This window comes from Aquirhabdus parva (assembly GCF_003351745.1).
GTDB classification, from domain to species: Bacteria; Pseudomonadota; Gammaproteobacteria; order Pseudomonadales; family Moraxellaceae; genus Aquirhabdus; species Aquirhabdus parva.
This window is the reverse complement of record NZ_CP031222.1, coordinates 2,497,567-2,522,658: the sequence shown is the minus strand read 5'-3', so window position 1 is coordinate 2,522,658 and position 25,092 is coordinate 2,497,567. Positions and strand designations below refer to the sequence as shown.

At 45.2% G+C, this 25,092-nt stretch carries 21 protein-coding genes and 5 tRNA genes; 21 read left to right on the top strand and 5 right to left on the bottom strand.

Annotated features, from left to right (window positions below; genetic code table 11):
- Nucleotides 1–37 precede the first annotated feature (37 nt).
- Nucleotides 38–1,213 carry a hydroxymethylglutaryl-CoA reductase gene (locus HYN46_RS11365; RefSeq protein ID WP_114899494.1) on the bottom strand — a complete coding sequence of 392 codons (1,176 nt, stop codon included), beginning with the start codon at nucleotides 1,211–1,213 and terminating at the stop codon, nucleotides 38–40.
- A gap of 155 nt (nucleotides 1,214–1,368) precedes the next feature.
- Complete coding sequence (locus tag HYN46_RS11360) at nucleotides 1,369–2,226, bottom strand: alpha/beta fold hydrolase (protein ID WP_162818167.1); 858 nt, start codon at nucleotides 2,224–2,226, stop codon at nucleotides 1,369–1,371.
- A 461-nt stretch (nucleotides 2,227–2,687) separates the two neighbouring features.
- Between HYN46_RS11360 and HYN46_RS11355 the strand changes: the two genes are divergently transcribed.
- Complete coding sequence (locus HYN46_RS11355; protein ID WP_114899492.1) at nucleotides 2,688–3,725, top strand: AraC family transcriptional regulator; 1,038 nt, start codon at nucleotides 2,688–2,690, stop codon at nucleotides 3,723–3,725.
- 8 nt (nucleotides 3,726–3,733) lie between these two features.
- A complete protein-coding gene (locus tag HYN46_RS11350; RefSeq protein ID WP_114899491.1) occupies nucleotides 3,734–4,132 on the top strand; it encodes a hypothetical protein in 399 nt (132 codons plus the stop codon).
- 91 nt (nucleotides 4,133–4,223) lie between these two features.
- On the opposite strand, the gene HYN46_RS11345 is transcribed toward HYN46_RS11350, so the two are convergent.
- The 3 genes from HYN46_RS11345 to uvrA all read right to left on the bottom strand — a co-directional run bounded on the left by HYN46_RS11345 (nucleotide 4,224) and on the right by uvrA (nucleotide 9,425).
- Complete coding sequence (locus HYN46_RS11345) at nucleotides 4,224–5,591, bottom strand: glycerophosphodiester phosphodiesterase family protein (protein ID WP_114899490.1); 1,368 nt, start codon at nucleotides 5,589–5,591, stop codon at nucleotides 4,224–4,226.
- 128 nt (nucleotides 5,592–5,719) lie between these two features.
- Nucleotides 5,720–6,439, bottom strand: a complete 720-nt coding sequence (locus HYN46_RS11340; RefSeq protein ID WP_228254801.1) for an MgtC/SapB family protein — start codon at nucleotides 6,437–6,439, stop codon at nucleotides 5,720–5,722.
- Between the two features lie 151 nt (nucleotides 6,440–6,590).
- Nucleotides 6,591–9,425, bottom strand: coding sequence for an excinuclease ABC subunit UvrA (gene uvrA / locus HYN46_RS11335; protein WP_114899489.1), 2,835 nt, complete (start codon nucleotides 9,423–9,425; stop codon nucleotides 6,591–6,593).
- A gap of 478 nt (nucleotides 9,426–9,903) precedes the next feature.
- On the opposite strand from uvrA, the gene ssb reads away from it, so the two are divergent.
- The 19 genes from ssb (at nucleotide 9,904) to rplL (ending at nucleotide 24,451) form a co-directional block, all read left to right on the top strand.
- A complete protein-coding gene (ssb, locus tag HYN46_RS11330; RefSeq protein WP_114899488.1) occupies nucleotides 9,904–10,380 on the top strand; it encodes a single-stranded DNA-binding protein in 477 nt (158 codons plus the stop codon).
- 884 nt (nucleotides 10,381–11,264) lie between these two features.
- The gene (locus HYN46_RS11325) at nucleotides 11,265–11,600 is read left to right on the top strand and encodes an H-NS histone family protein (protein ID WP_114899487.1); all 336 of its coding nucleotides are present in this window, start codon (nucleotides 11,265–11,267) and stop codon (nucleotides 11,598–11,600) included.
- 265 nt (nucleotides 11,601–11,865) lie between these two features.
- Complete coding sequence (gspN, locus tag HYN46_RS11320) at nucleotides 11,866–12,651, top strand: type II secretion system protein N (protein WP_162818166.1); 786 nt, start codon at nucleotides 11,866–11,868, stop codon at nucleotides 12,649–12,651.
- Nucleotides 12,648–13,535 carry a type II secretion system protein N gene (locus HYN46_RS11315; RefSeq protein WP_114899485.1) on the top strand — a complete coding sequence of 296 codons (888 nt, stop codon included), beginning with the start codon at nucleotides 12,648–12,650 and terminating at the stop codon, nucleotides 13,533–13,535. The genes gspN and HYN46_RS11315 overlap by 4 nt, the downstream gene beginning before the upstream one ends.
- Before the next feature lie 77 nt (nucleotides 13,536–13,612).
- Nucleotides 13,613–15,874, top strand: a complete 2,262-nt coding sequence (gene gspD, locus HYN46_RS11310) for a type II secretion system secretin GspD (protein WP_114899484.1) — start codon at nucleotides 13,613–13,615, stop codon at nucleotides 15,872–15,874.
- Nucleotides 15,875–15,941: 67 nt separating this feature from the next.
- A complete protein-coding gene (locus HYN46_RS11305; RefSeq protein ID WP_114899483.1) occupies nucleotides 15,942–16,628 on the top strand; it encodes a phosphoglycolate phosphatase in 687 nt (228 codons plus the stop codon).
- Nucleotides 16,629–16,811: 183 nt separating this feature from the next.
- Nucleotides 16,812–18,329, top strand: coding sequence for an anthranilate synthase component I (gene trpE / locus HYN46_RS11300; RefSeq protein WP_114899482.1), 1,518 nt, complete (start codon nucleotides 16,812–16,814; stop codon nucleotides 18,327–18,329).
- A gap of 85 nt (nucleotides 18,330–18,414) precedes the next feature.
- Nucleotides 18,415–18,490 (top strand) — tRNA-Thr (locus tag HYN46_RS11295).
- Nucleotides 18,491–18,602: 112 nt separating this feature from the next.
- Nucleotides 18,603–18,686: transfer RNA gene (locus HYN46_RS11290), tRNA-Tyr, on the top strand.
- A 39-nt stretch (nucleotides 18,687–18,725) separates the two neighbouring features.
- Nucleotides 18,726–18,801 (top strand) — tRNA-Gly (locus tag HYN46_RS11285).
- A 112-nt stretch (nucleotides 18,802–18,913) separates the two neighbouring features.
- Nucleotides 18,914–18,988 (top strand) — tRNA-Thr (locus HYN46_RS11280).
- A 221-nt stretch (nucleotides 18,989–19,209) separates the two neighbouring features.
- On the top strand, nucleotides 19,210–20,400 hold the full coding sequence (gene tuf / locus HYN46_RS11275) for an elongation factor Tu (RefSeq protein WP_114898932.1): 1,191 nt from the start codon (nucleotides 19,210–19,212) through the stop codon (nucleotides 20,398–20,400).
- 97 nt (nucleotides 20,401–20,497) lie between these two features.
- A tRNA-Trp gene (locus HYN46_RS11270) sits at nucleotides 20,498–20,573 on the top strand.
- 206 nt (nucleotides 20,574–20,779) lie between these two features.
- The gene (gene secE, locus HYN46_RS11265) at nucleotides 20,780–21,256 is read left to right on the top strand and encodes a preprotein translocase subunit SecE (protein WP_114899481.1); all 477 of its coding nucleotides are present in this window, start codon (nucleotides 20,780–20,782) and stop codon (nucleotides 21,254–21,256) included.
- A gap of 71 nt (nucleotides 21,257–21,327) precedes the next feature.
- Nucleotides 21,328–21,864 carry a transcription termination/antitermination protein NusG gene (gene nusG / locus HYN46_RS11260; protein WP_114899480.1) on the top strand — a complete coding sequence of 179 codons (537 nt, stop codon included), beginning with the start codon at nucleotides 21,328–21,330 and terminating at the stop codon, nucleotides 21,862–21,864.
- A 192-nt stretch (nucleotides 21,865–22,056) separates the two neighbouring features.
- Nucleotides 22,057–22,491: a 50S ribosomal protein L11 gene (gene rplK / locus HYN46_RS11255; RefSeq protein WP_114899479.1), complete on the top strand. Its 435-nt coding sequence runs from the start codon at nucleotides 22,057–22,059 to the stop codon at nucleotides 22,489–22,491.
- A 1-nt stretch (nucleotide 22,492) separates the two neighbouring features.
- Nucleotides 22,493–23,188 carry a 50S ribosomal protein L1 gene (gene rplA, locus HYN46_RS11250; protein ID WP_114899478.1) on the top strand — a complete coding sequence of 232 codons (696 nt, stop codon included), beginning with the start codon at nucleotides 22,493–22,495 and terminating at the stop codon, nucleotides 23,186–23,188.
- A 336-nt stretch (nucleotides 23,189–23,524) separates the two neighbouring features.
- Nucleotides 23,525–24,031, top strand: a complete 507-nt coding sequence (gene rplJ / locus HYN46_RS11245) for a 50S ribosomal protein L10 (RefSeq protein ID WP_114899477.1) — start codon at nucleotides 23,525–23,527, stop codon at nucleotides 24,029–24,031.
- 45 nt (nucleotides 24,032–24,076) lie between these two features.
- Nucleotides 24,077–24,451, top strand: a complete 375-nt coding sequence (rplL, locus tag HYN46_RS11240; protein ID WP_114899476.1) for a 50S ribosomal protein L7/L12 — start codon at nucleotides 24,077–24,079, stop codon at nucleotides 24,449–24,451.
- Nucleotides 24,452–25,092 lie beyond the last annotated feature (641 nt).

Below are 25,092 nucleotides of genomic sequence, written 5' to 3'. Positions count from 1 at the left end.
AAGCGCTTCGAATGAAGCGCTTTTTTTTGCCTGTTGTCTATGGTCGATTTCGCCCATAGGCATCATGACTCGATACCCATTCATTGGACACAATCGCGGAAGCTAAAGACAACTCGCCGCAGAGCACGGTTGCAGCGATAATTTCTGCCAGTTTGTAAGCTTTGCCCGTACCATAACAATCCATCGACTCCAGACACTCTCGCTGTGTCGGTAGCCCCGTGCCACCGCCATAGGTCGCGACAATTAATGATGGAATGGTGGCAGACATATAGTAATCACCATTTTCCATCAGTTCGGTATACACAAAACCTGCGCTGGATTCGGCAACATTGGCAATATCCTGTCCACAAGCTAAGAACACTGCCGCAACGCCATTGGCAAAATGCGCGCCATTGCTGACTGCTCCTGCCATAAATGCACCTAAGTTCGACAGTCCGCGTTGTTTGGACAATGCTTGTGCAGAGCAATGCATAATTGGCTCAAGCAAACCTGCTGGAATAGTGATTTCTGCGACGACGCGTTTACCGCGGCTATGCAAGTTATTGACGACGGAATGCTTCTTGTCGGTATCGAAGTTAGCGGCAAGAGTGAAGTGCTCAAGGTCGGCAGGCTTTTGCGCCAATATCCATTGACATGCTGCATGGGTTGCTTTGGAAACCATGTTCTGTCCTGCGGCATCGCCAGTGGTCATATTGAAGCGTAGCCAGCGCATCTTACTCGCTGCATATTGCTCAATATCCCGCAGTTTACCACTCTGAGTTGTTGTCTCTGCCGCAGCTTTAATCTCGTCAAAATGCGCTGTGACCCAAAGTCCAAAATCACGCGCTGCTCGGGCATTTTTAAAGACAAATACGGGTGCGCGTTGCATGGCATCATCAATGACTGTGGTGGTAATGCCACCCGCAGCTCGCGTAAGCGCCATGCCGCGACTATAACTGGCAACTAGCGTCCCTTCGGTTGTCGCCATCGGTACATAAAATTCACCTTGAGCGTGTTCACCGTTAACCAGCAAAGGACCCGCAAAGCCCATAGGCACTTGCACGATACCGCTAAAACCTTCGATATTACCGGGCAAGGCTGCTGGTGGGATGGAGAACTGACCTGTATGAAAGAGTGAGTGCCCACTGTGTTTCTCGACGATCGCACGTCGTTCGGCAGCCATCTCTGTTGTGTAATCGTTGGTTTTATTGCGCGGTAATTTTTCGAGTGTCATCACATATCCTTATTTTGTGGTTTTGTATATCTGGGGTGAAGTTATAACACCCCTTCATGTCGATGCATCATGACGGAATCTTTATGTATTCCATGCGCTAAAGCCAAAAATAGCGTATCACAGCCTCGTCTACAGTGAATTCACGACCGCGTTGATTATTTGTTTGATGACGATTCTATGGCCGTAGGCGGAGTAGATGTAGCAACCGCAGTATGTATTGCATCAATCACAGCCTGTGGCTGCTCATGGGGGATATCATGGTTACTGTCGACCCAGATTTGCTGGCTACCTGGATATAGCTTTGGCAGATCCCAGCGCATCGCATTCCAGTCATTGGCAAGCGCTGAATGATCTTTAAGCGCTTTTGCAGCATTGAGAATGATGACAGGCTTGCCTGTGACAGTGGGGAGAGCAAGCATTTTCCGACCCGTACTGAACATGCCGAGATACTCTTCTTTGGTCGTTGGCGATGCTAACCAATCAAACATTAAACGAAAGACAAGCGGGTAGTGCTCAATAGAACCATTGCCCTCGACTTGCTTCGGGTGGGCAGAATCAACTAGAACCAGGGCTTGGACTTCTTCGGGGTAACGGCGAGCAAAGTATTGCATGTAAAACCCACCCATCGAATGACCCACTAGAATATAAGGCGGTGTGTACCCTTGCTGAAGGAGCAGCAAGCGTAACTCGTCAATGATGTGATCACCATCGCGCGGGGACTGCGTGGTGACACTTTTTCCATGTCCCGGACGATTATAGGTCAGGGCACTATATTCTTTTGAAATAGTTGGAAAAACATCTGACCATTCATCAATCGTTCCAGCAATACCACTTTCAAAAACGATTACGGGCTGACCATGATGGGTTGCAACGTATTCAACTTGTCGTTGATCGAGTTGTGTGACGGTCTTGTTGGGAAGGCTTGCACAACCCGTTAAGAAAATTGCATAACAGTAGAAGAGAGTCAGTGCGAAACGGTGCCAGATGCCTTTCGGATTGATTTGAGCATTCACAGGATTAGACCAAATGAAAGAGTGGGGATGTAGATCATCTTAGCAAAATAAGATGAGCATTGATTTCATCTGCTGTATTTCTTAAGTAATGAGTATGATCCAGAGTGAGGTGTGTTCGAGGTGTTTTAGACAATATTGCTGCAAAGCATGGTTTGTCAAAATGAATAAATGATGATTTATTTTTATACAAATTTATATATAGTAGTGCGAGTGTCCATGGTAGTTTCATTTATCTGCGCGTTCGATCGGTTTAAAAGTGAAGTGTGTAAACTTGTCTCAAAAAAAATTAAACAAATAAAGTCTTCTTCAATCAAGTTGTCCTAACTTAACCCAATTCTGTCCTTTATTAACCTATTTGAGACCCTTCAAACCAGTCATAGTAATTGTCGGTAAATTTTTTTTGGGTTTCATAGGAACTGCATATCGATAGACAAAGCGATGATCAATAATTAAGGAATAAAATGACGAGTACCGCTACTGACCTCAAAAGTATATTTTATCCGTCATTTATCACTGTCATCCTTATGAATGAGCTTGCCCAACTTGGAGTCGATACTCAGGAGGTGCTCAGGGTTAGTGGTATTGATGAGAGAGACTTAATTAGCCCTGCACCCAGAGTGACCTATAAACAGTTACAGCGTTTCATCCATCATGCAACAAAATCTCTAGATCCTTCTGCCGCTTTTCATGCAGGCTTATCTGTGCAGATCACAGATTTTGGCATGTGGGGGTTTGGACTGCTCAGTAGCGAATCTTATCGAGATGCCATCAGGTTTGGATGTAAATATCAGTTATTACTTGGACCTCTTGCTGAGGTGGAGTTTAGTGAGATTGACCACATTGCGATGTGGACCTATCGGTCTATTCTTGATTTCAATAAGCAAGACCGCGAGCATTTGTTTTCGATAGAGTTTCATTTAAGTAAACTATTAGCGGTTTTACGGATTGCATTTGGACCTGATATTGCACTTAAACAGGTGACATTAACGTACGATGAGCCTGCACATGCGGCGTTATACCGTCAGGTTTTTGGTTGTCCGATTTTATTCAACCAGCCGACCAATACACTGAGTATGAGTGCTAAGCACCTAGATCGTTTATTGATGACCGCTAATCCGATTACTAAGCAGATTGTTATTGATTATTGTAATAATGAGCTCGTTAAAATTTATGCGGATATTGGTATCGAGGCACATATTCGTAAGTTATTGATGACCCAGACTGAGCGTTTCCCTGATATTGATGAAATCGCTGCAAGCTTGGCCATGCATCCCCGTACGCTTAGAAGGAAGCTTGGGCTTGCAGGAACCTCATATCGGAAAATTTTAACGGATATGCGGAAGTATCTCGCGATTAAATACCTCATTGAAACGGATTTAACACATAGCGAAATTGCGATTAAACTGAGTTTTAGTGATAGTGCCAGTTTTCGTAAGGCATTCAAGCGGTGGACCAATAAGCAGCCAAGTGCTTATCGTCGACATATTATTGAGGGGTGAGTTCAGAGATGGATCAAGGAAATTCGAACGATGACTTCGACACCTGGGATGATTATTACCGAATCGCTGTGGATCATTTCAAAAAACATGGTCAATTGAAGGTTTTACCCGACTCTGTACTTGGCCCATGGCTCGCTTCGCAATTTGCCCGGACTGATTTCAATGTGGATGAAATTAATAAATTGCGTGAGATTCGTTTTTTTGATGCACAAGAAGCCTTTCAATTTGAAGAAATCATTAAACAAAAAATGATTGGAGAGAATTGGACGGAGTCTGATGATGAGTTCTTACTGGATCATCAGGATTTTACGATTTTAAAGCTGGCTCAAGTACTGAATAAACCGACCTCTATGGTTCGTTCACGACGTCGACAGTTAGGCATTTTGCGGACCATTCGTCGTAGTTAAAGATCGTCTTTACCGCATATATTATTTATTCTAGAGCAAAAAAAATCCCCGATGCCGCTTTGGCATCGGGGATTTTTTTAACAAGGGAGGTTTAGCGTCCAACCGACTTCAAGTAGGCGGCACGTGCAGCAACGCCGGTATTGGTAAAGTCAGTAAAGACACCGTCTATACCTGCTTTAAAGTAAACCTGATATTCAGCAATTGGATCCCCTTTAAACACGCCTGCCAGATACTTGGCTTCATTACGGAACGTGAAGCTGTGAACAAACAGACCGGCTTGGTGCGCGTTTTCAATCACGCCTGTAGAAGTCAACGTATTCACATCAGCCAATGTACTGCCTGCTTTCCATGGGGATACGGTCCATTTCATGAGTTCAGGTTTCCAAGGACCAATACCATCGGCATAGGTTTTGATTTCAGCAAGACCTGATGGGGTGAGCATGGCGGCAAAGGTTCGCGAGTCGCCATTGATTGTCCAGCTATAAGGACGGGCACTGACAAAGGTATCCGAGTCATTGGTAATGAAATTCACTTCACCAGTCTGATAGTTCACGCTATTGCCATCAATCAGCTGTACGGCTTTGGTTTTAAGGCCGATGCTGCGTAAGTATTTTAAGCTGGCGGGGTCAAAGCTTTGCACGTAGATTGCGGCATCTTTACTATTCAAGTTATTGTCAGTAATTGCTTTTAAAATAGCATCTTCAAAAGGATGTTTTGTGCCTTTGATATCGCAACCGTTAGCAATCGCTTGCGCATTATTCCAGTAAGGGTTTTTGCTCTCTGGGTAGACCGAAATGGTTCGTCCGAGTGCTTGGCTCTTGGCTTTTGCAATGTCGATCAGGTTTTGAAAGCTAATCGGTGGATACTTGCCATTAAGGTCGGCAGGGCGTTGGTCGCGTGCATCATATGTGGTGCCACCAATCCACTGTGTGAGTTCCGCCATGGTGAAGTCGGTGATTGACCAATCATTGGTATGATCTTCGCCATCTACGATTAAGGATTTCAATACGGATTTTGGATCTTTCGGATCGGTGAGGTCACTTAGGTATTGTGCCGGACCATTTGCAGGAATCGCAGGATAGGTCACATTGACCAATACACCCGGAACGGTACGTTTACGTGCAGCAACAACTGGATTGGTTTTGGCGACGTCCGCAATATTGGTGTTATCACTGAGCCAGGGGTTATGACGTGCAACTAATACACAGTCTTTAGTCAAATGAAGATCGGTTTCTAGAGAGTCTCCACCCGCATCCGCGGCTTTCTCATAGGCGATGCTGGTTTCTTCTGGGTAGAGTCCGGGTAGACCGCGATGGCTAATGATGAGCGGGGTCTGGCCTCCAAGTGTAGGAAGGGCGGCGTCTTGTGCATCATCTTTATTACCACAAGCGGCTAGCGAGGCGACTAGACTTGTGACTACGATGATTTTTAAACGACTGTGCAGTGTTGATGGGCGCATGCGCTTTATTCCAAATCAAGAAATTGATAAGGCTTGAATCTAGCGTGTGAACGTGTCAGTTACGTGAAATGAGGCCTAGGTTTCCTACCGTTTGATCATAAGCTCCCTACCATTCGATAAAAGCATATCTATTCTGTCGTACTTGGGTTCCAAAAGGCCTGCTTCACATAAGGCTTTTCAACCAAACGTGCGGTAATCCGATCAAGGACTTCAGATTTAGCAGAGGTGGAAAGCAGTGTGGCCGTGATTTCCACTTCATGTTCATTAAAGGATTCGACATCCAGATGTGCCAAGGGGTATTCCGCGTGATCCAGTAGATGCTCTAGTGTGACCATGGCATGTTTTTGCTCATCGTTTGCAACAATCACATGGAGTTGATAGGTGACCTCACTGGTTTCATCATTGATCGGCGTACGATTGATGGTGTTCACTACGGGGCGCAGCAAGGTATTGGCAGCAAGAACGAAGATTGCGGCGAGTAAGGCGTTGACGATGAGATCAGCTCCTGCACAGGCTCCCACTGCCGCAGATCCCCAAAGCGTTGCTGCCGTATTGAGCCCACGGACATTCAAGCCTTCTTTCATAATCGTGCCGGCACCTAAGAAGCCAACACCTGAGACTACGTATGCCGTGACTTGGGTCGCACCGATATTGCCGTTTAAGTGTGATGCGAGATCAACAAACGATGCTGCCGCGACCGCAACCAGCGCATTGGTCCGTAGGCCGGCCGTGCGCTGACGATATTGACGTTCGAAGCCAATGACTGAACCCAGTATAAATGCGGTGGTCAGACTGACAAAAGAATCGAGAGAGTCTGCAGAATTTAGATTTTGCCACGCTTGCAGCATGTGAGCTCTCCCTCTTTACAAGGTGTTAGTGATATTTATGAGCGGATTATTTTTCTATCACATCATCGATTTGAGTTGTTTTATCTTACGAATACAAGATAAGAAGTGAAGATAACTTATCTTGTATGTCATGTTGATGACGAGCCAATCCTTAGGCTTGTTTTAACAGCGGACCCAGAAACTGCCCAGTGAAAGAACGTTTGACTTTCGCCACCTGTTCAGGCGTTCCTTCAGCGATGATTTCACCGCCACCTGAACCACCTTCAGGGCCTAAGTCCACAATCCAATCGGCGGTTTTGACCACGTCGAGATTATGCTCAATCACCACAATCGTATTACCCTTGTCGCGAAGGTGATGCAGAATCTCAAGAAGCTTGGCTATATCATGGAAGTGTAGACCTGTGGTCGGCTCGTCCAAAATATACAACGTCTGCCCTGTATCGCGTTTCGCCAGTTCGCGGGCCAGTTTGACACGCTGGGCTTCACCACCTGAAAGTGTAGTTGCTGCCTGCCCAAGACGAATATAGCCCAAACCCACTTGAATGAGGGTTTCCAATTTGCGCGAGATTGTTGGAATCGCATCAAAGAAGACTGCAGCATCTTCAACCGTCATATCGAGGATATCACTGATATTGCGCCCCTTATAGGCGACTTCCAACGTTTCCCGGTTATAACGTTTGCCATGACAGACATCGCAAGGCACATACATATCCGGCAGGAAATGCATCGCAACTTTCAGAACGCCATCACCTTCACAGGCCTCACAACGCCCGCCTTTAACATTGAAGGAAAAGCGTCCAGGCATATAGCCGCGGGCTTTGGATTCCGGTGTTTGCGCCAGTAGTTCACGAATAGGGGTGAATAAACCCGTATACGTTGCGGGGTTACTGCGCGGTGTGCGTCCAATTGGGCTTTGATCAATATCCACAACTTTGTCGAGATATTGCAGACCATCCATCGACACGTGCTTTTCAGCAGTGAGGGTTGTTGCACCATTCAACTGCGTGGATGCCAGTGGTAGCAAGGTGCGATTGATCAATGTTGATTTGCCCGAGCCAGATACGCCGGTGACGCAGGTCATGAGACCAATCGGTAGTTTTAAGGTCACATCTTGCAAGTTATGACCTGTTGCACCGGTCAGGGTTAGCATTTTCTCTGGATCGGGTTTATTGCGGACTTTAGGGACAGCAATTTTTTTCTTGCCCGAGAGATATTGTCCTGTCAGTGAGTTTTCGTTGGCGACAATATCGGCCATTGTCCCTTCTGCAATGATCTGTCCACCATGAACCCCAGCACCAGGACCAATATCTATCACGTGATCGGCCGCCCGAATAGCATCTTCATCATGCTCAACCACCAGTACGGTATTCCCTAAATCTCGCAGGCGCACTAACGTGCCAAGTAGGCGATCATTATCGCGCTGATGCAGTCCAATAGACGGTTCATCAAGTACATACATCACACCCATCAAACCTGCACCAATTTGCGAGGCGAGACGAATCCGTTGTGCTTCACCGCCGGAGAGCGTATCGGCTGAGCGAGCCAAACTTAAGTAGTTAAGCCCGACACTGACTAGAAACTGTAAACGCTCACGAATTTCTTTAAAAATCTTATCTGCAATCTCACCTTTGGCACCGGATAGTTCCAAGCCTTGATAGTACTGTTCAGCGGCACCAATCGACTTTTGTACGATTTCGGGCAAGGTGACATCCGCGACTTTGACATGACGTGCTATTTCGTTCAGGCGGGAACCGTGACAAACATCACAAGGCGCATTCGATAAATATTGCGCCAATTCATCACGGACCAGATTACTTTCGGTTTCTTTATAGCGGCGCTCAAGGTAGGGCAGTACGCCTTCAAAGACCATGGTGCGCTTTTGGCTACGACCCCGTTCATCGGTGTAGTGAAAGTCGATTTTATCTCGTCCTGAACCATTTAAAATAATGGCATGCTGTTTTTCATCAAGGTTTTGCCATGCCGCATCCATGTCAATCTGATAATGCTCGGCCACAGTATTGAGCATTCTGAAATAATACGGACGCTGTTTATCCCAGCCGCGTATAGCGCCTTGGTTCATAGAGAGTTCAGCGTTATTAATCAGTTTTTCTGCGGCAAAGTGACTACGGTGACCTAAGCCATCACAGACGGGGCATGCGCCAGCGGGATTATTAAATGAGAATAAGCGGGGTTCGAGGTCGCCAACAGCGCGATCACAGACGGGGCAGCTATGGCGGGCAGAGAACGTTTGATCCGGCTGGTTTTCGTCCATCCAGCTTAGTAGTGCCAAACCGTCACCTAAACGCAGTGTTGTTTCAAAGGATTCAGCTAAGCGATTGCCTAAGTCATCGCGCACTTTGAAACGATCAATCACCACTTCAATGGTATGTTTCTTCTTTTTATCAAGATCGGTCACATCATCTAGGTCGATCAAGACACCGTCCACGCGTGCGCGTACGAAGCCTTGTGCGCGGAGTTGTTCAAACAACAATGCATGTTCACCCTTACGATCTCGGACGACTGGGGCCATGAGCATCAGCGCTGTGCCTTCAGGCATGGCTTTGACGGTATCAACCATTTGACTGACGGTTTGGGCGACCATCGGCAGGTTGTGTTCTGGACAGTAAGGCGTGCCAACTCGGGCATAGAGTAAGCGCAGATAGTCGTAAATTTCGGTGATGGTGCCGACCGTTGAGCGTGGATTATGGCTCGTTGATTTCTGCTCGATGGCAATGGCAGGTGATAAGCCTTCAATGCTATCCACTTCGGGCTTATCCATTTGCGATAAGAACTGGCGGGCATAAGCCGAAAGACTTTCAACATATCGCCGTTGACCTTCGGCATAAAGGGTGTCAAAAGCAAGTGATGATTTCCCGGAGCCTGAAAGTCCGGTAATGACGACGAATTTATCACGTGGAATATCAAGAGAAATGTTCTTCAGATTATGCGTGCGTGCGCCGCGAATGCGGATATAACTTTGACTCATTATCGATTACTCGGAAAAAGCGGAGCTTGGAGACTTGAACGTTCAAAAGATCAGTTTTGATCCATTTGTTCAAATCAACCCTGCAAAAAAACATCATTGATTTTGGATATCCCAATTGTGACTCAAAACAACCGCAATGTGCATAAGATTACGTGAATAGATGTGATCATAGATGAAAGGTTTCTTCAGTATTCATCCTCTTAAATTGTAAACAATTTTATATCCTATCGATGATTTTAGTGAAGAAATAGAATTGTGAAGAGGCAGTAGGAATTAAGTCCAAGTCGCTAGGATGTCAAAATTTAAGCAAAAGGAAAAATTTATAAAATGGGCTGATATCTTTATCAGACAACGTGAAGGCAGGTGGTTGTGAACTTTAAATCACTCATCCTGAGCCGATTAGAAGTAGTATTTTTGAGGCAACTGGTTTACAGTTTAGCGATTCAAAAAGTGAAGACTTAGGCTTAAGGGAAAAACTATGCGCGGCGTTAATAAGGTTATTTTAGTCGGTACACTCGGTCGAGATCCGGAAACCAAAACATTTCCAAGTGGCGGTTCAGTTACGCAATTTTCGATTGCGACCAGTGAAAGCTGGAAAGATAAAAATACAGGTGAACCACGTGAAGAAACGGAGTGGCACCGTATCGTTTTGAATAATCGTTTGGGTGAAGTGGCTCAGCAATACCTCAAAAAAGGTAGTAAGGTTTATATTGAAGGTAGCTTACGGACTCGTAAATGGACAGATAAAGAAGGTGTAGAGCGTTATTCAACAGAAGTGCGTGGTGACTCTATGCAAATGCTCGATAGTAAGGGGCAGAGCAATTCCAGTGGTCAGAATGATTACGAGCCTTATGCAGCAGCACCGCAAAATAATCAAGCTAAATCTTCTTCAAATAATGCACCTGTGCAAAGTAGCTACTCTGCAGGTGATTTAGATGATGATTTGCCGTTCTAATATCGATAAGGCGTTTATCGTATATCTGGATGTTGTGTCTGTATGCTTTTGGAACCCATAGTTCGAAGTATATAGAACCAAAAAGCCCGCTCTAAACGGCAAAGATTAGAGCGGGCTTTTTTTTTGTCAGGAGATCTCTTTTTTATGTGATTGCGTAAACAAGTATGCTTATATCTTCGCCATTCAAGTTGGTCGTCGATTTATATAGAGACGAATACTTCTCCAGATATGAGAAGTTCTACCTAATTGTTTCCATCTAAACATCAGTATCTATCCGTTCATGCTGCTGATCTGCATTGTTATTGACATACTCTGGTATGTTAATCGTCCTCGCCATTTATCCTCATATTTAATGGTTCAATTTTTTGTATTTAATTGTGATGAAGTTGGTGAAATTAATAGACAGACTAGTCTGTATTAATATAAATAATTTAAGATAATCTGATTGTTAAAAAAAGTATTAATTAACTCAATTTATACGGATAAGGGTTTTAATCATATTTGTTGCTCAGACGTTTGTATTACAGCGCGTATGTCTATGCTGTCAAGGCGTGCTTAAGATTCAAGCCGTGCATCTGTGCATCTAGGTGTAATATGGTTTTGCTTAGATGCTTTATACTCATCGCGTTTTATTAATAGACTTAATTCATCTCTGAGGGGGAAGATGTGAAATTATGGAGAAGTTCTCCATAATTTCCCTCGTAAATAAGATGTTCTGTCAGCGGAGTGTATAAATGGAAATTATAATATAGATTTATTTTTAGCCTTTTGATATTATGCGTCAGGAGATTTTTTTGGTCTCGATATATATTCGTTATAATTAAACAAATAGATCAAAAGAATCAAATGATTTTATTGGCTGTTTTAAGAGATGGGGAAATGTTATGAGTACTGATTTAAGTCAATTATCGGTTGCGGAACTTGAGCGAGTCATTAATCAGGCCAAAAGCTTGGTTGAAGTAAAGCAAGTTGATGCCATTAAAAATGGTTATGCACAAATTGAAGCAATCGCAGCAAGTTTAAATATGACGCTGGATGAGTTGGTTGAAGCGGGGCGTACCCGTGGATCGCGCCGTACGTCTACAGTGCGTAAGCCAGTAGAAGCACGTTATCGCAATCCACAAAATCCTGCAGAAGCATGGACGGGTCGCGGTAAACCGCCACGCTGGCTTGCAGCGAAAATTAATGCGGGTGCCAAGAAAGAAGACTTCTTAATCTAAGAATCCTGTTTGCACCTCTATGATGTCTAAAAAAAACGCCCGATCTTTCGGGTGTTTTTTTGCCTGTAGGTTTATAAAAAGATCAGATAAGGATATGGTGACCAATCTAAATGGATTGATTTGTTGTTTTAATGAGCGATTTGCTGTTGTAGTTTAGTGTTGATCGGCAACTGATAGGCAAATCTTACTGTCGCGGGGATTTTGTTTGTCATAATTATTGCGCATAATCAGGGATTATTTTGAATTCATATTGGATGAGTGGTTTGTGACTCGAGTTGCGCAAATAGGGAAGAAAAATAGGCCGAGCTGGCGTTGGTGGATTCTGGCGGCAGTGCTGTTGTCATTTTTTATCATGCTGCAATTACCCGCAGCATGGATTTTAGCGCGCGCATTACCCAATAACCCTTATCTTGATAATGTGAGCGGGAACATTTGGCGGGGTCAAGGGGATTGGCATTATCAAAATGTGCAAGGCGTTGTGTCTTGGCAAGTTCGCCCGTGGATGTTTCTGTTATTACGTCTGAGTGCTGATGTCGATATTAAAACAGGCGATACACATCTTCATGGGATATTGACCCGAAGTTCGAAACGTTTGCAAGTCGATGAGCTCAGTGGTCGTATTGAGTCTGATACGTTACAAGCCCTAATGCCTTGGCAGTGGCCAGCAAGCCCAATCATTTTTAAAGACATCGCCTTTGTTCAGCAAGATATGAAAGGATTTTCTTCGGTCCAAGGTGAGCTTAACTGGGGCGGTGGATTAATTGGCTACCCTTATGAAGGCCATACTGAACGCGCTACATTACCTCCGCTGCGTGGCGTGTTAAATGACGATCACGATCGTTTGCATCTTGCGATGACGAATGGGCAAAAGGAGCGGATGGGTGATCTCTATCTATCTACAAACAGCGCTACTCAGAAAGACATGATGCTGGATGTCCAACTCACACAGCGTTTATTGCTCAATGTTGCGGGCTACCATGGACAAGCAGGATTGGATACGGCGGTGATTTCAACACGGCAGCCTTTAGCAGCATTGGGGGCCGCACAATGATCAAACGTTTTGTCAAGCATCGTCCATCTTTTGCGCGTCCGCGATTTGATCTTACAAAAACTGATTCGATTGCTCCGTGGATATTGTTTATCTTGGTGAGCTGGTTATGTTGGCAATTGGCCAGTTTATTCTGGCTCATGCTCAACCCCCCAACAGCACCCGTGGCGCGTATGGTTGCATTAGGGGGGAATGCGTCTGCCAATATTCCAAATATCATTGGCTTTAAATTATTTGCAGAAAATAGTGTCAGTACCGATGTACAGTCCAATGTGCCCATGCATTTAGAGGGCGTATTTGTTGCACAGCCCGCCAGCCAGTCTGCCGCGGTGATTAATGTCAATAATGTCTCTACTCGCTATCGCGTTGGGCAGCAAATTGATGGTACGAATTATCAGCTCGCTGCGGTTAGTTGGAATGTGGTCTCACTGCAATTGAGTGATGGTTCGATGCAACAGCTCAAGTTTGGTGATGCCAATGCTTCAGGAATCAGTAATGATCCCGTGCAGCCCAATCAAGGGATTGTTGCTGTTGTACCTCCGCCAGCAGCTGCCCCACGTGCTGGGATGAACCCTGCTCAGCAAGCGCAGGCTGCGCTTGGTGATGCAGTCCGCCAGTTAAAAGAAAATCCAAATGGCTATATTGGTCAGATGGGTCTGGTTGCCGCGGGTGCAGGGAAAGGGTATGAGGTGACCAATAATGTGCCTCCAAATATCCGCTCGCAATTGGGTTTGCGTACTGGGGATAAAATTATCTCGGTTAATGGACAACCTGTTGGTAATCCTGCGACTGATGCGCAGTTGGTGCAGCAAGTTCAGCAGAGCCATTCGGCGCAAGTGCAAATTCAGCGTGGTGATCAGACATTAACGATTCAACAAAGTTTTTAATGATTGATTTTGTTTTACGAGCGAAATGAGTGAAATCGTTTTAAATCTACAGAATTTTAGAGTTTTAGATAAGTAATATGAACAAGCCAACCATCCCTACAGTCATGGATTCACACGATATGAAGCCAAAGCAACACCTTACTCATCGCCCGCTGTTTTGGCTTGCGGTTCCATTGCTGACATCACTGGCTTTTCCCGCTTTCGGTCAGACTTGGAAGATTAATTTACTCAATGCCGATATCAATGCGTTTGTGTCTGAGGTTGCAGATATTACCGGCAAGAACTTTGCGGTTGATCCTCGTGTCAAAGGCAATGTAACGGTGATTTCCAATAAAGAACTCAATAAACAGCAGGTTTATGAGCTCTTTGAAGGGGTGTTGAACGTTAATGGTGTCGTAGCTATTCCTTCAGGGAACACCATTAAACTGGTTCCTGATGTCAATGCAAAGCAATCGGGTGTCCCTTTCGACTTTAGAAATAGAGCACGTGGCGATGGTGTCGTGACGCGAGTGATTTGGCTGGATAACACCAATCCCAATGATCTCGTTCCTGCTTTACGCCCATTGCTGTCACAGTTTGCTCATCTGGCTGCAGTGCCGGGAACTAATGCGCTAATCGTGTCTGATCGAGCACAAAGTATTGATCAGTTGGCGGAGTTGGTGAGAAGTCTGGATGGTGGCGCGGATGATCAGATGGATATCATTCAACTCAAAGAAACCAGTGTGGATGATATTGTTGGTCAGATTGAAGCCTTGACTTCAACATCCCCTTCCAAAGATCCTCGGGGGTCACGTTTACGTTTAATTGCCGACAGTAAAAATAATCGCTTGTTGGTTAAAGGTAATGAGAAGGCACGTAATCGCATCAAGAATATGGTTGCTCAATTGGATGTTGCCAGTGATCGCTTAGGCGGTCTGCGTGTCTTCCGTTTGAAGAATGCCAGTGCGAAATCCATGGCGGATATCCTGCAGGGGATTGTGACCGGAAGCAGTAATGGAAGTCGCAGTAGCTCAGGCTCTTCTGGCTCAAACTATTCTGGTAGTTCGACGAGTAGTCTGGGGAGTGGTACCAGTGCGAGTGGATCGACAACCGGTTCAACAGGAACAAGTAGTTCAGGGTCGAATAGTACCGCACAATCCAGTGTGTTCTCGGCCAATGGTATCAGTATCATTGCTAATGAAGAGCTGAATTCTATTGTGGTGAAAGCAGATCCATCGATGATGCGGGAGATTGCAAGCACCATTGAGCAACTTGATGTTCGTCGTGCACAGGTTTTGATTCAAGCCGCTATTGTCGAAGTGTCGGGAACAAATGCGCAACAGCTAGGTGTTCAATGGGCGCTGGGTAATGCATCGACTGGTGTGGGGTTGGTGAACTTTGGTACGGCGGGAACGGGAACAAGTCTAGCCAACATAGCAACGGCGATTGCGAGTAAGACGTATACTGGCATTAATCCGGCAGGTGCCTTGATTGGTTTGGGAACCAGTAAAACAAATAGCAAAGGCGAAACCAGTTTTTATGGTGCTGTGTTAAATGCCCTTAACTCCACAACAAGTAATAATCTAATTTCGGTGCCTTCCGTGATGGCGCTGGATAATGTGAAAGCCGAAATGGTGGTAGGGCAAAACGTCCCATTTATTACCGGAACGCAGGCGAGTACGACAGCTGGTGTCGCCCCTTTTAATTCAATTGAGCGGAAAGATGTTGGTACGACGCTGAAGGTCACGCCGCATATTGGCGAAGGTGGCACGATCCGCTTAGATGTCGAGCAGGAAGTCTCTTCAATCGCAGCGGCAAGTTCCATTGGTGCTACAACCTCGGATCTGGTGACCAACAAGCGTTCGGTGAAAACAACGGTATTGGCTGATGATGGGCAAACCATTGTACTCGGCGGCATGATGCAGGATGATAATACTCAGCAAATGGATATGGTGCCTGGATTAGGTCGCTTGCCACTGATTGGCGGTTTGTTTCGTTCTAAGGCCAATTCAACCACAAAAAATAACTTGCTGATTTTCTTACAGCCGACCATCCTTAGAGACGGCAGTAATGTGGAAGCGATTAGTCAAGATCGTTATGAGCGGACTAGGATTTTACAGTTACAGTTGGATCCTAAAGGGCAGTTCACACGTTTACCCGCAAACGTGAATGACATTTATGCGAGTGCTGTGACCAACATTACTCCGTCATTTAGAGCAGCGTTGAATAATAATTTAGGACGAGATAAGCCTGCCGCTGTCGTTCCAAATGAATCACAGAATACCAAGCCATCCAGTACTGTTCCGGTGACCCCTGCAGCTTTGCCGGAGAAGACACCACCGACACAAACTCAGCCCTGATTAAGTGGGCTGATTTGCGAACTGCGAACTGTGAGATGGAAATGATCATCCAAGAGGGAGAGTTTCAATGTCACAATCCACTGTGGAAAAAGGGGTATCTGTAGCAAGCTTTGACCATATTCAGGCGATCTTTTTTGATCTGGATGGAACGCTTGTTGATTCTGCCGCTGATATTTTGCGTGCTGTGAACTTTGCACTTTATGATATTGGTGTTGATCCTGTTACCAATGTGCAGGTGCGGCTGTGGGTTGGCCGTGGGGCAGGACGCCTCATTCAATGTGTTCGTGAGTATCGCGGTATTGCACCAGAACGTCATGAAGAACTCCTGGCTTCCTTCATGAAGCATTATCAGGCAGATGTTTGTGTGGACAGTACGGTGTACGCGGGTGTCCGTGAATTTCTGACCTGGTGCCAGCAGCATAAAATCCATGTTGCTTGTATTACCAATAAGCCTTATCAACCTGCGTTAAAGCTACTCAAAGCGCTTAATCTACTCGAATATTTTTCCTTGGTTCTAGGGGGTGATAGTTTGGAGCATCGCAAACCTCATCCAGCGCCTTTATTGCATGCGTTATCTCATTATGGTTTAAAGCCTGAACATGCACTCATGATTGGTGATTCGCGTAATGATGTGGAGTCTGCGCGCGCTGCTTCGATCCGCAGTATTGCGGTCAGCTATGGGTATAATCATGGTGAACCCATTGCTGCCAGTGAGCCTGATTTGCTGCTTGATTCATTGGCAGAATTGTTATAGATTTAGTTTTGATTTCAAAAAATGACCGCACCATTGACTAACAGTATTGTATTAGAGGACATCATGATTCTTTCAGCAGGCGGATTTCGCTGGCGTCGCTAATCATTTGCTCATACCTAATGAGTTCTTATAGCGCTACCTTGCGTTGATTTTTTCAAACCCCTGATTTGAGTTGAATTAAAAATGATGAGCCTTTCCGAGTTTCAACGGCTGGTTGCAGCTGGTTATCGCCATATTCCCGTATTTCACCAACGCTTAGCTGATACAGATACCCCTGTATCAGTTTTTGCACGTTTGCGCGCCAATGGCGACGATCAAACTGCCCGGTACTTGTTTGAGTCTGTACAGGGCGGAGAGCGTTGGGGTCGCTATTCTATTATCGGTTTAGGTAGTGGTACGACCCTGCAATATCGCCAAGGTGAAATGCGTATTCAAAAACCTGATCAAGCACTTGAGGTTACTGAATGTCAGGATCCTTTTGCTTATATCCGCAAGTTTCAGGCCAGTTTTAATTTACCACCGGCGAGCGAAACCCCAGCATTACCGAATTTTACCGGTGGTCTAGTGGGTTATTTTGCTTATGATTCTGTGCGCTATATAGAACCGCGCTTGAAGAATGTGCCAGCACAGGATCCGATCAATCTACCGGATATTTGGTTGATGGTTTCAGATACGGTGATTGTGTTTGATAGCCTACGCGATACTTTGTCACTGATCACTCATGCGGACAGCAGTGAGCCTGATGCCTATCAAAACGCTATTGCGCGATTGGAGGCATTGGAGGTGCTACTGGCTGCACCACTAGATCTTACGGCAAAGCCACATACTGCACCTGTTTTTGTATCGCATACAGGCGATGAAAAATTCCAGCATGATGTAGCGCGAATACAGGAATATATTAAAGCTGGCGATGTGATGCAGGTTGTGCCGAGTCAGCGTATGACCAGTGACTTTGATGGCGATGCGTTATCGGTGTATCGCGCGCTACGGCATCTGAATCCGTCGCCTTATATGTTCTTAGTGGATGGTGTCACGTTGCCTGATAGCAAGAGTGTGGCAAAACCCTTTCAGTTGGTGGGCTCTTCGCCGGAAATCTTGACGCGTTTGGAAAATGGAATCGTGACAGTGCGTCCGCTTGCTGGGACGAGACCGCGCGGTAAGACCCCAGAGGAAGAAGCGGATCTTGAAGCGAATCTTTTGGCGGATGGTAAGGAAATCGCTGAACATTTGATGCTGATTGATTTAGGTCGTAATGATGTGGGGCGTGTGAGTCAAATTGGCCAAGTCAAAGTCACCGAGCGGATGAGTATCGAGAAGTATTCACACGTGATGCATATCGTGTCGAATGTGGAAGGGAAGGTGCGCCCAGAGCTGGATGCTTTAGACGTGTTTAAAGCCACGTTTCCGGCGGGAACCCTATCGGGAGCACCGAAGATTCGTGCAATGGAGATTATTGACGAATTAGAACCCGTCAAGCGTGGCGTGTTCGGTGGGGCGGTGGGCTATTTAGGATGGCATGGAGAGATGGATACCGCCATCGCGATTCGTACAGCGGTCATCACTGATGGACAAGTTCATGTGCAGGCTGGCGCAGGGGTGGTTGCGGACTCAATTCCAGTTAGTGAATGGAATGAAACGCTTATTAAAGCTCGCGCAGTGATCAGAGCGGTTGAATTATCGGCAAACGGACTGGTTTTTTAGTTTTTTTGAAAAAACGGGGTTGTAAGATTAAAACTCTCTGCTACAATGCACGCCGCTTCGATGCAGTTATTGATGTGTACTTTTAGCCGGTATAGCTCAGCTGGTAGAGCAACTGACTTGTAATCAGTAGGTCCCGAGTTCGATTCTTGGTGCCGGCACCATATTTAAGACATGTTTGATGATGATGTTGATGTGAAATAAACTGATGTTAATCAGGATTTGTTTGAAGTTTTTAAATGGGTAAACAAATGTTGATAATGTGGGTTTGATGTAGGTGAGGTTCCCGAGCGGTCAAAGGGATCAGACTGTAACTCTGACGCGAAAGCTTCGAAGGTTCGAATCCTTCCCTCACCACCATATTTGATGTAGATAGTTTAGATGTAAGTTACCAGTTGTGCGGGAGTAGCTCAGTTGGTAGAGCGTCAGCCTTCCAAGCTGAATGTCGCGAGTTCGACCCTCGTCTCCCGCTCCATATTTTGTAGATTTGTGATTAGGTTGTTTGCGGTTTGTTGATCTGGATCTGCTGTTTTAATAGATTTAGTGTTCTGCTGCATAATAGCTGTTTTGTCGCATTTAGCGGTTGCGCTCTTATAGCTCAGTGGTAGAGCACTCCCTTGGTAAGGGAGAGGTCTCCAGTTCAAATCTGGATAAGAGCTCCATTATTTGTTGGTTGTACTGATGAGTAGTGAGTTTGTTGAATATTGTTGTAACGGGCAGGCCTAGTGCCTGCTTATTGTTTTGTGTGAAAGATTTGTGTTGTTAGATTGAAGATTTGATGTTTGTTGGGTGGTAACTTGCAGTTGGCAATCATGCCAGTCTTGCAACAAATTTTCTAAATAAGCCGGATAGTTGACATCCGACGTGAACGAGGGAGACTCTCATGGCAAAGGCCAAGTTTGAACGTAACAAGCCGCACGTTAACGTCGGCACCATCGGTCACGTTGACCATGGTAAAACCACTCTGACTGCTGCTATCAGCTTGAACTGTGCAAAAGCTTACGGCGGTGACGTCAAAGCATTGAGCGAAATCGACTCAGCACCAGAAGAAAAAGCACGTGGTATTACCATTAATACTGCACACGTAGAATATGACAGCCCAATCCGTCACTACGCACACGTTGACTGCCCAGGCCACGCTGACTATGTTAAAAACATGATCACTGGTGCTGCTCAGATGGACGGCGCGATTCTTGTATGTTCAGCAACTGATGGTCCAATGCCACAAACTCGTGAACACATCCTGTTGTCACGCCAAGTTGGTGTGCCATACATCGTTGTATTCTTGAACAAGTGTGACATGGTAGACGACGAAGAGTTGCTTGAACTCGTTGAAATGGAAGTGCGTGACCTGTTGTCTAAATACGACTTCCCAGGTGATGACACCCCAATCATCCGTGGTTCAGCACTCGAAGCGTTGAACGGTGGTGAAGGTCCTTACGGCGTTGCATCAGTTCTTAAACTGGTTGAAACTCTGGACAGCTACATCCCAGAACCAGAACGCGCAATCGACAAATCATTCCTGTTGCCAATCGAAGACGTATTCTCGATCTCTGGTCGCGGTACCGTTGTAACCGGTCGCGTAGAGTCAGGTATCATCAAAGTTGGTGAAGAAATTGAAATCGTTGGTATCAAAGACACCGTAAAAACGACCTGTACTGGTGTTGAAATGTTCCGTAAATTGCTCGACGAAGGTCGTGCAGGCGAGAACTGTGGTGTATTGCTCCGTGGTACCAAGCGTGAAGACGTACAACGTGGTCAAGTATTGGCGAAACCAGGTTCAATCAAACCACATACCAAATTTGAAGCAGAAGTTTATGTTCTGTCTAAAGATGAAGGTGGTCGTCATACACCGTTCCTGAAAGGCTATCGTCCACAGTTCTACTTCCGTACAACGGACGTAACTGGTGCAATCAGCTTGCCAGACGGCGTAGAAATGGTTATGCCAGGTGACAACATCCAAATGACAGTAGAACTGATTCACCCAATCGCGATGGACCCAGGTCTACGTTTCGCGATCCGTGAAGGTGGTCGTACTGTTGGTGCGGGTGTAGTTGCTAACGTTCTTGCTTAATCTCTTGTAGGTTGAGTTAATATCAGAAGTTTAATTAAACTTCTGATATTGCAGTAGTAAATTTGGAAAGTGTTCTGTAGAATGCTTTCCAATTGCAGGGCCAGTAGTTCAATTGGTAGAGCACCGGTCTCCAAAACCGGGTGTTGGGAGTTCGAGTCTCTCCTGGCCCGCCATATTTGTTTTAAGATATAGATAGTGTTTTTTTAAACATGGTTTTAAACTTGGTTGAAGACGTGGTTTACCTGAAGGAATAGGGTAGTTGCTTGAACCAAATGTTTTGGTATGAAACAATTTTTAAAAGAATACCTGTAGCCTCTCCATTTAGCTCATATTCACTTCCTTGTATATCTTTGGTTTAACCCAATGAGCCACTCAAAATATGAATACTGATCCGCAAAATCAATCAACGACTGATAAGTCGAATGTCGGCAAATCGATCAATAGCTCAATTAATAATTTGGGTGGTGCTTTGTCGCCAGCTGATGTTGTTAAGTCGCGTTCAGCCATTGATCCTATTTTTTGGTTGCTTGCGATTGTCTTGTTGATTGGTGCGACGATTGTGCCGCAATACCTGCCTGCCTATTGGGCGCCAGCTGCTAGTGTCTGGGTACGCGTAGGTGTGATTGTAGGTATGGTTGTGGTGGCATTGGTTTTGCTGTATACCACTTCACAGGGTAAGGGTTTTGTGACCTTGCTGAAAGATTCCCGTGTTGAGTTGGGTCGTATTAGTTGGCCAACCAAGAATGATACATTGCATACCACATGGATTGTTTTGGTCGTTGTGGTGGTCATGGCGATTATTCTGTGGTTGTTGGATATGTTTTTTGGCTGGGCAATCAAATTAATCATTGGATAAAATGATTCTTTGGCTGGGTTTAACGTCTATTTTGTAAAGTCAGTTTATTAAAGAATCAACGGATAAAAGCTATGAAACGTTGGTATATCGTACATGCCTATTCAGGCTATGAAAAGCAAGTAATGCGTTCACTTAAAGATCGTATTGCGCGTAGTGATTTGCTGGAAAGCTTCGGTGAAGTGCTTGTGCCGACTGAAGAAGTTGTAGAAATGAAAGACGGCAAGAAGCGTAAGAGTGAGCGTAAGTTCTTTCCTGGTTACGTGCTTGTTGAAATGGAAATGACCGAAGCGACTTGGCACACTGTAAAAGAGACGCCAAAAGTATTGGGCTTTATCGGTGGTACGCCAGAAAAGCCAGCGCCGATAACGCAAAAAGAAGCTGACAAGATTCTTAGTCGTATTCAACAGCAAGGTGAAACTGCTCCGAAACCGAAGACGATGTTTGAGCCCGGTGAAGAGTTGTTGGTTATCGATGGTCCGTTTGTGGATTTCAAAGGTGTCATTGAGAAAGTGGACTATGATAAGTCTAAAGTGACCTTGACCATCAACGTGTTTAATCGTCCAACCCAAGTTGAGCTTGAGTTTAAGCAAGTTGAAAAAACTGACTAATTGAGATTTTATTTTTAGTCTGCTTGTAGAGTTTAGTTGTTTTTCGTGTATAATTTGCCACCCGTCTTTTTTGAAAAGTCTGGTGGCTTTTTCATTTTAGTGTGTTTTTCTTAAAGTGATCGAGTAAAGAATTTATAGTTGTAAGCCAAAAGGGGAGCCGCAAGGCGTTCGTACCCATATGAGGAGTTTCTAATGGCGAAGAAGATCGACGGATATATCAAGCTGCAAGTTGCGGCTGGTAAAGCAAATCCATCACCACCTATCGGTCCTGCATTGGGTCAACGTGGTGTAAACATTATGGCATTCTGTAAAGAATTCAATGCTGCAACACAAAAGATGGAAGTTGGCATGCCAATTCCAGTAACGATTACTGTTTATTCTGACAAGTCGTTTACTTTCATCATGGCATCGCCACCTGCGACTTACTTCTTGAAAAAAACCATGAACCTGACTAGCGGTTCAGCGCGTCCTAATACTCAAAAAGTCGGTACCATTACCCGTGCTCAGTTAGAAGAAATCGCTAAAGCGAAAGAAGCGAATCTGACTGCTGCTGATTTGGATGCGGCTGTTCGTACGATTGCAGGTTCTGCACGTTCGATGGGTCTGAATGTGGAAGGAGTGGTTTAACATGGCAACATTAACTAAGCGTCAAAAAGCTATCGCTGAAAAAGTAGAAGCCAATAAAGTTTACGATTTGGATTCTGCAGTTGCTATTTTGAATAGCCTTCCAGCGGCTAAATTCAAAGAGTCATTGGACGTTGCAATCAACCTTGGTGTTGATCCACGTAAATCAGACCAAATCGTTCGCGGTGCAACTGTATTGCCAGCGGGTACCGGTAAAACCGTACGTGTTGCAGTATTTGCTCAAGGTGCGGCTGCTGAAGCGGCTAAAGCTGAAGGTGCAGACATCGTTGGTATGGATGATCTCGCAGAAAGCATCCAAGCGGGTAACCTTGACTTTGATGTCGTGATTGCTGCTCCAGACGCGATGCGTGTGGTTGGTAAACTCGGTACGATCTTGGGTCCACGTGGTTTGATGCCTAACCCGAAAGTCGGTACGGTTACCCCTGATGTGGGTACTGCTGTTAAGAATGCTAAGTCTGGTCAAGCGCGCTATCGCGTTGACAAAGGCGGTATCATTCACGCAGCTGTAGGCCAAGTTGGCTTTGAAGCTGCTGCGATTCGTCAAAACGTTGAAGCGTTGGTTTCTGATCTGAAGCGTGCAAAACCTGCAACTTCTAAAGGGATCTACATCAAGAAAATCACTTTGTCATCGACCATGGGTCCTGGCTTAACGATTGATGTTGCTTCTGTTTCTGCATAATTATTTGCGTTGTTAATCCGATTTTGCTGAATGATTTGAAAAAGTCATTCGGCGAGTAAAAATCTTGATTGCCCTGGTTTATTTATAAGTAGGGGCAGGTTGAGTGGGCTTTGAAGTGGTTGGATATGTTCTGCATTCTAATCGGCGTCAAAGACCGTAGGCGAAAAATGCGTTCTTGAATGCACTTTTCTTAATGAGTCCTACGTAGACGCGGTGGTGTAAATCTTAGGGTTTAGACTTTCCGCGTGTAGATTGGCTGTCAATCTTTGGATTGATAGCTGGTATGCAAATCATGGTGATGAACATTGTGTTCATCTATACACGAAGGAGGTTACAGTGACTCTAAGACTAGAGGACAAAAAAGAGATCGTCGCCGCAGTGAGTGAAGCTGCGTCTGGTGCATTCTCTGCTGTGGTCGCCGATTATCGTGGCTTAACCGTAGGTCAGATGACTGTTCTACGTTCTAAAGCCCGTCAGCAAGGTGTATACCTGCGCGTTATTCGTAACACGCTGGCACGTCGTGCACTGGAAGGAACACCATTCGCTGTTTTGAATGAAACTCTGACTGGTCCATCGATCATTGCTTTGTCAACTTCTGAAGACGACATGGGCGCTGCTGCTCGTTTGTTGAAAGACTTTGCAAAAGACAATGCCAAGCTGGTCATTAAATCGGCTGCATTTGACGGCAAGCTTTATGCTGCTGATCAAATCGACGTATTGGCAAATCTGCCGAATCTGCACACCGCTCTTACGATGCTGGCGTCGGTTCTGCAAGCGCCTGTTTCCAAGTTTGCTCGTTTACTTACAGCACTCAAAGACAAACAGGACGAACAAGCTGCTTAATTGCATCTTGCCTCACCCACCTATACACATTTTGGAGCTTTACTCATGGCACTGTCAAAAGAAGACATCCTGAACGCCGTTGGCGAATTATCAGTTGTTGAATTGGTTGAACTTATTTCTGCATTCGAAGAAAAATTCAACGTTTCTGCTGCTGCTGTTGCAGTTGCTGGTCCTGCTGCTGGTGCAGGCGCGGCTGCTGCTGAAGAACAAACCGAATTCAACGTCATTCTGACTAGCTTCGGCGCAAACAAAGTTGCAGTTATTAAAATCGTTCGCGAAGTAACTGGCCTTGGCTTGAAAGAAGCTAAAGACCTCGTTGAAGGCGCACCGCAACCGCTGAAAGAAGGCGTGAGCAAAGACGACGCTGAAGCGCTTAAAAAGAAAGTCGAAGAAGCTGGTGCAACTGTCGAAATCAAATAAGACTGAAGAAGCTGTTTGCTTGCAAATGGCTGCTTAATCTTAAAGATCTCGATAAAGTACTAGATTCTAGAAAAAGACTTTATTTAGTTTCAAAAAAAAGGTGGACAAGCGCTTGCGTTTGTGCGCCTTTTTTTATTATACTATGCGGCTCTTGTTTTTGTGGTCGTTTGCGTGTATTGCGCAATGGTGAGGTCATGATAGTTGTACAAGAGATCAATTTTCACAGTGCAGCGCGTCCATTTATCGTAATGGTCTGCTCTTTTAAGGATAGTTTTCAATGGGGTTTTTATTGATGAGGTGTCCGTAGAGTTAAGTCGCGAAAAAGAATTTTTAAATCTGCATTGTTGTCGTTTTATGAGTAAAAAGTTTCATTCAAAAATGTAGATTTAAACGTTCTTCCATGAACGAGTTTATGCATTCCAGTTTCTTGAATTGGAGTGTTTTGCTCGTTTGTGGTTTTGTCGTTTTCGTTGTCTTGGTTCTAGGGTGGTCTAAGTAAAGGACTTTTTAGAATCGACGTATGTGGTAAATGAATGGAAGTCCTGTTGCAACTTGATTTAACAGCAGGTTTTCAAAGTTCATGTGGTTTCGCTGTTCTGCATGATTTTCTACATAGCGATGTGTGGTTATGCAGATTGAAA

Bases quoted from the DNA above. Each gene is read 5' to 3' on its own strand.
- HYN46_RS11340 (WP_228254801.1), bottom strand. From the start codon at position 6,439: ATGCTGCAAGCGTGGCAAAATCTAAATTCTGCAGACTCTCTCGATTCT.
- rplA (WP_114899478.1), top strand. From the start codon at position 22,493: ATGGCAACATTAACTAAGCGTCAAAAAGCTATCGCTGAAAAAGTAGAA.
- tuf (WP_114898932.1), top strand. From the start codon at position 19,210: ATGGCAAAGGCCAAGTTTGAACGTAACAAGCCGCACGTTAACGTCGGC.
- HYN46_RS11325 (WP_114899487.1), top strand. From the start codon at position 11,265: ATGAGTACTGATTTAAGTCAATTATCGGTTGCGGAACTTGAGCGAGTC.
- gspD (WP_114899484.1), top strand. From the start codon at position 13,613: ATGAACAAGCCAACCATCCCTACAGTCATGGATTCACACGATATGAAG.
- trpE (WP_114899482.1), top strand. From the start codon at position 16,812: ATGATGAGCCTTTCCGAGTTTCAACGGCTGGTTGCAGCTGGTTATCGC.
- ssb (WP_114899488.1), top strand. From the start codon at position 9,904: ATGCGCGGCGTTAATAAGGTTATTTTAGTCGGTACACTCGGTCGAGAT.
- secE (WP_114899481.1), top strand. From the start codon at position 20,780: ATGAATACTGATCCGCAAAATCAATCAACGACTGATAAGTCGAATGTC.
- rplL (WP_114899476.1), top strand. From the start codon at position 24,077: ATGGCACTGTCAAAAGAAGACATCCTGAACGCCGTTGGCGAATTATCA.
- HYN46_RS11365 (WP_114899494.1), bottom strand. From the start codon at position 1,213: ATGACACTCGAAAAATTACCGCGCAATAAAACCAACGATTACACAACA.
- HYN46_RS11355 (WP_114899492.1), top strand. From the start codon at position 2,688: ATGACGAGTACCGCTACTGACCTCAAAAGTATATTTTATCCGTCATTT.
- HYN46_RS11350 (WP_114899491.1), top strand. From the start codon at position 3,734: ATGGATCAAGGAAATTCGAACGATGACTTCGACACCTGGGATGATTAT.
- HYN46_RS11305 (WP_114899483.1), top strand. From the start codon at position 15,942: ATGTCACAATCCACTGTGGAAAAAGGGGTATCTGTAGCAAGCTTTGAC.
- uvrA (WP_114899489.1), bottom strand. From the start codon at position 9,425: ATGAGTCAAAGTTATATCCGCATTCGCGGCGCACGCACGCATAATCTG.
- nusG (WP_114899480.1), top strand. From the start codon at position 21,328: ATGAAACGTTGGTATATCGTACATGCCTATTCAGGCTATGAAAAGCAA.
- HYN46_RS11315 (WP_114899485.1), top strand. From the start codon at position 12,648: ATGATCAAACGTTTTGTCAAGCATCGTCCATCTTTTGCGCGTCCGCGA.
- HYN46_RS11345 (WP_114899490.1), bottom strand. From the start codon at position 5,591: ATGCGCCCATCAACACTGCACAGTCGTTTAAAAATCATCGTAGTCACA.
- rplK (WP_114899479.1), top strand. From the start codon at position 22,057: ATGGCGAAGAAGATCGACGGATATATCAAGCTGCAAGTTGCGGCTGGT.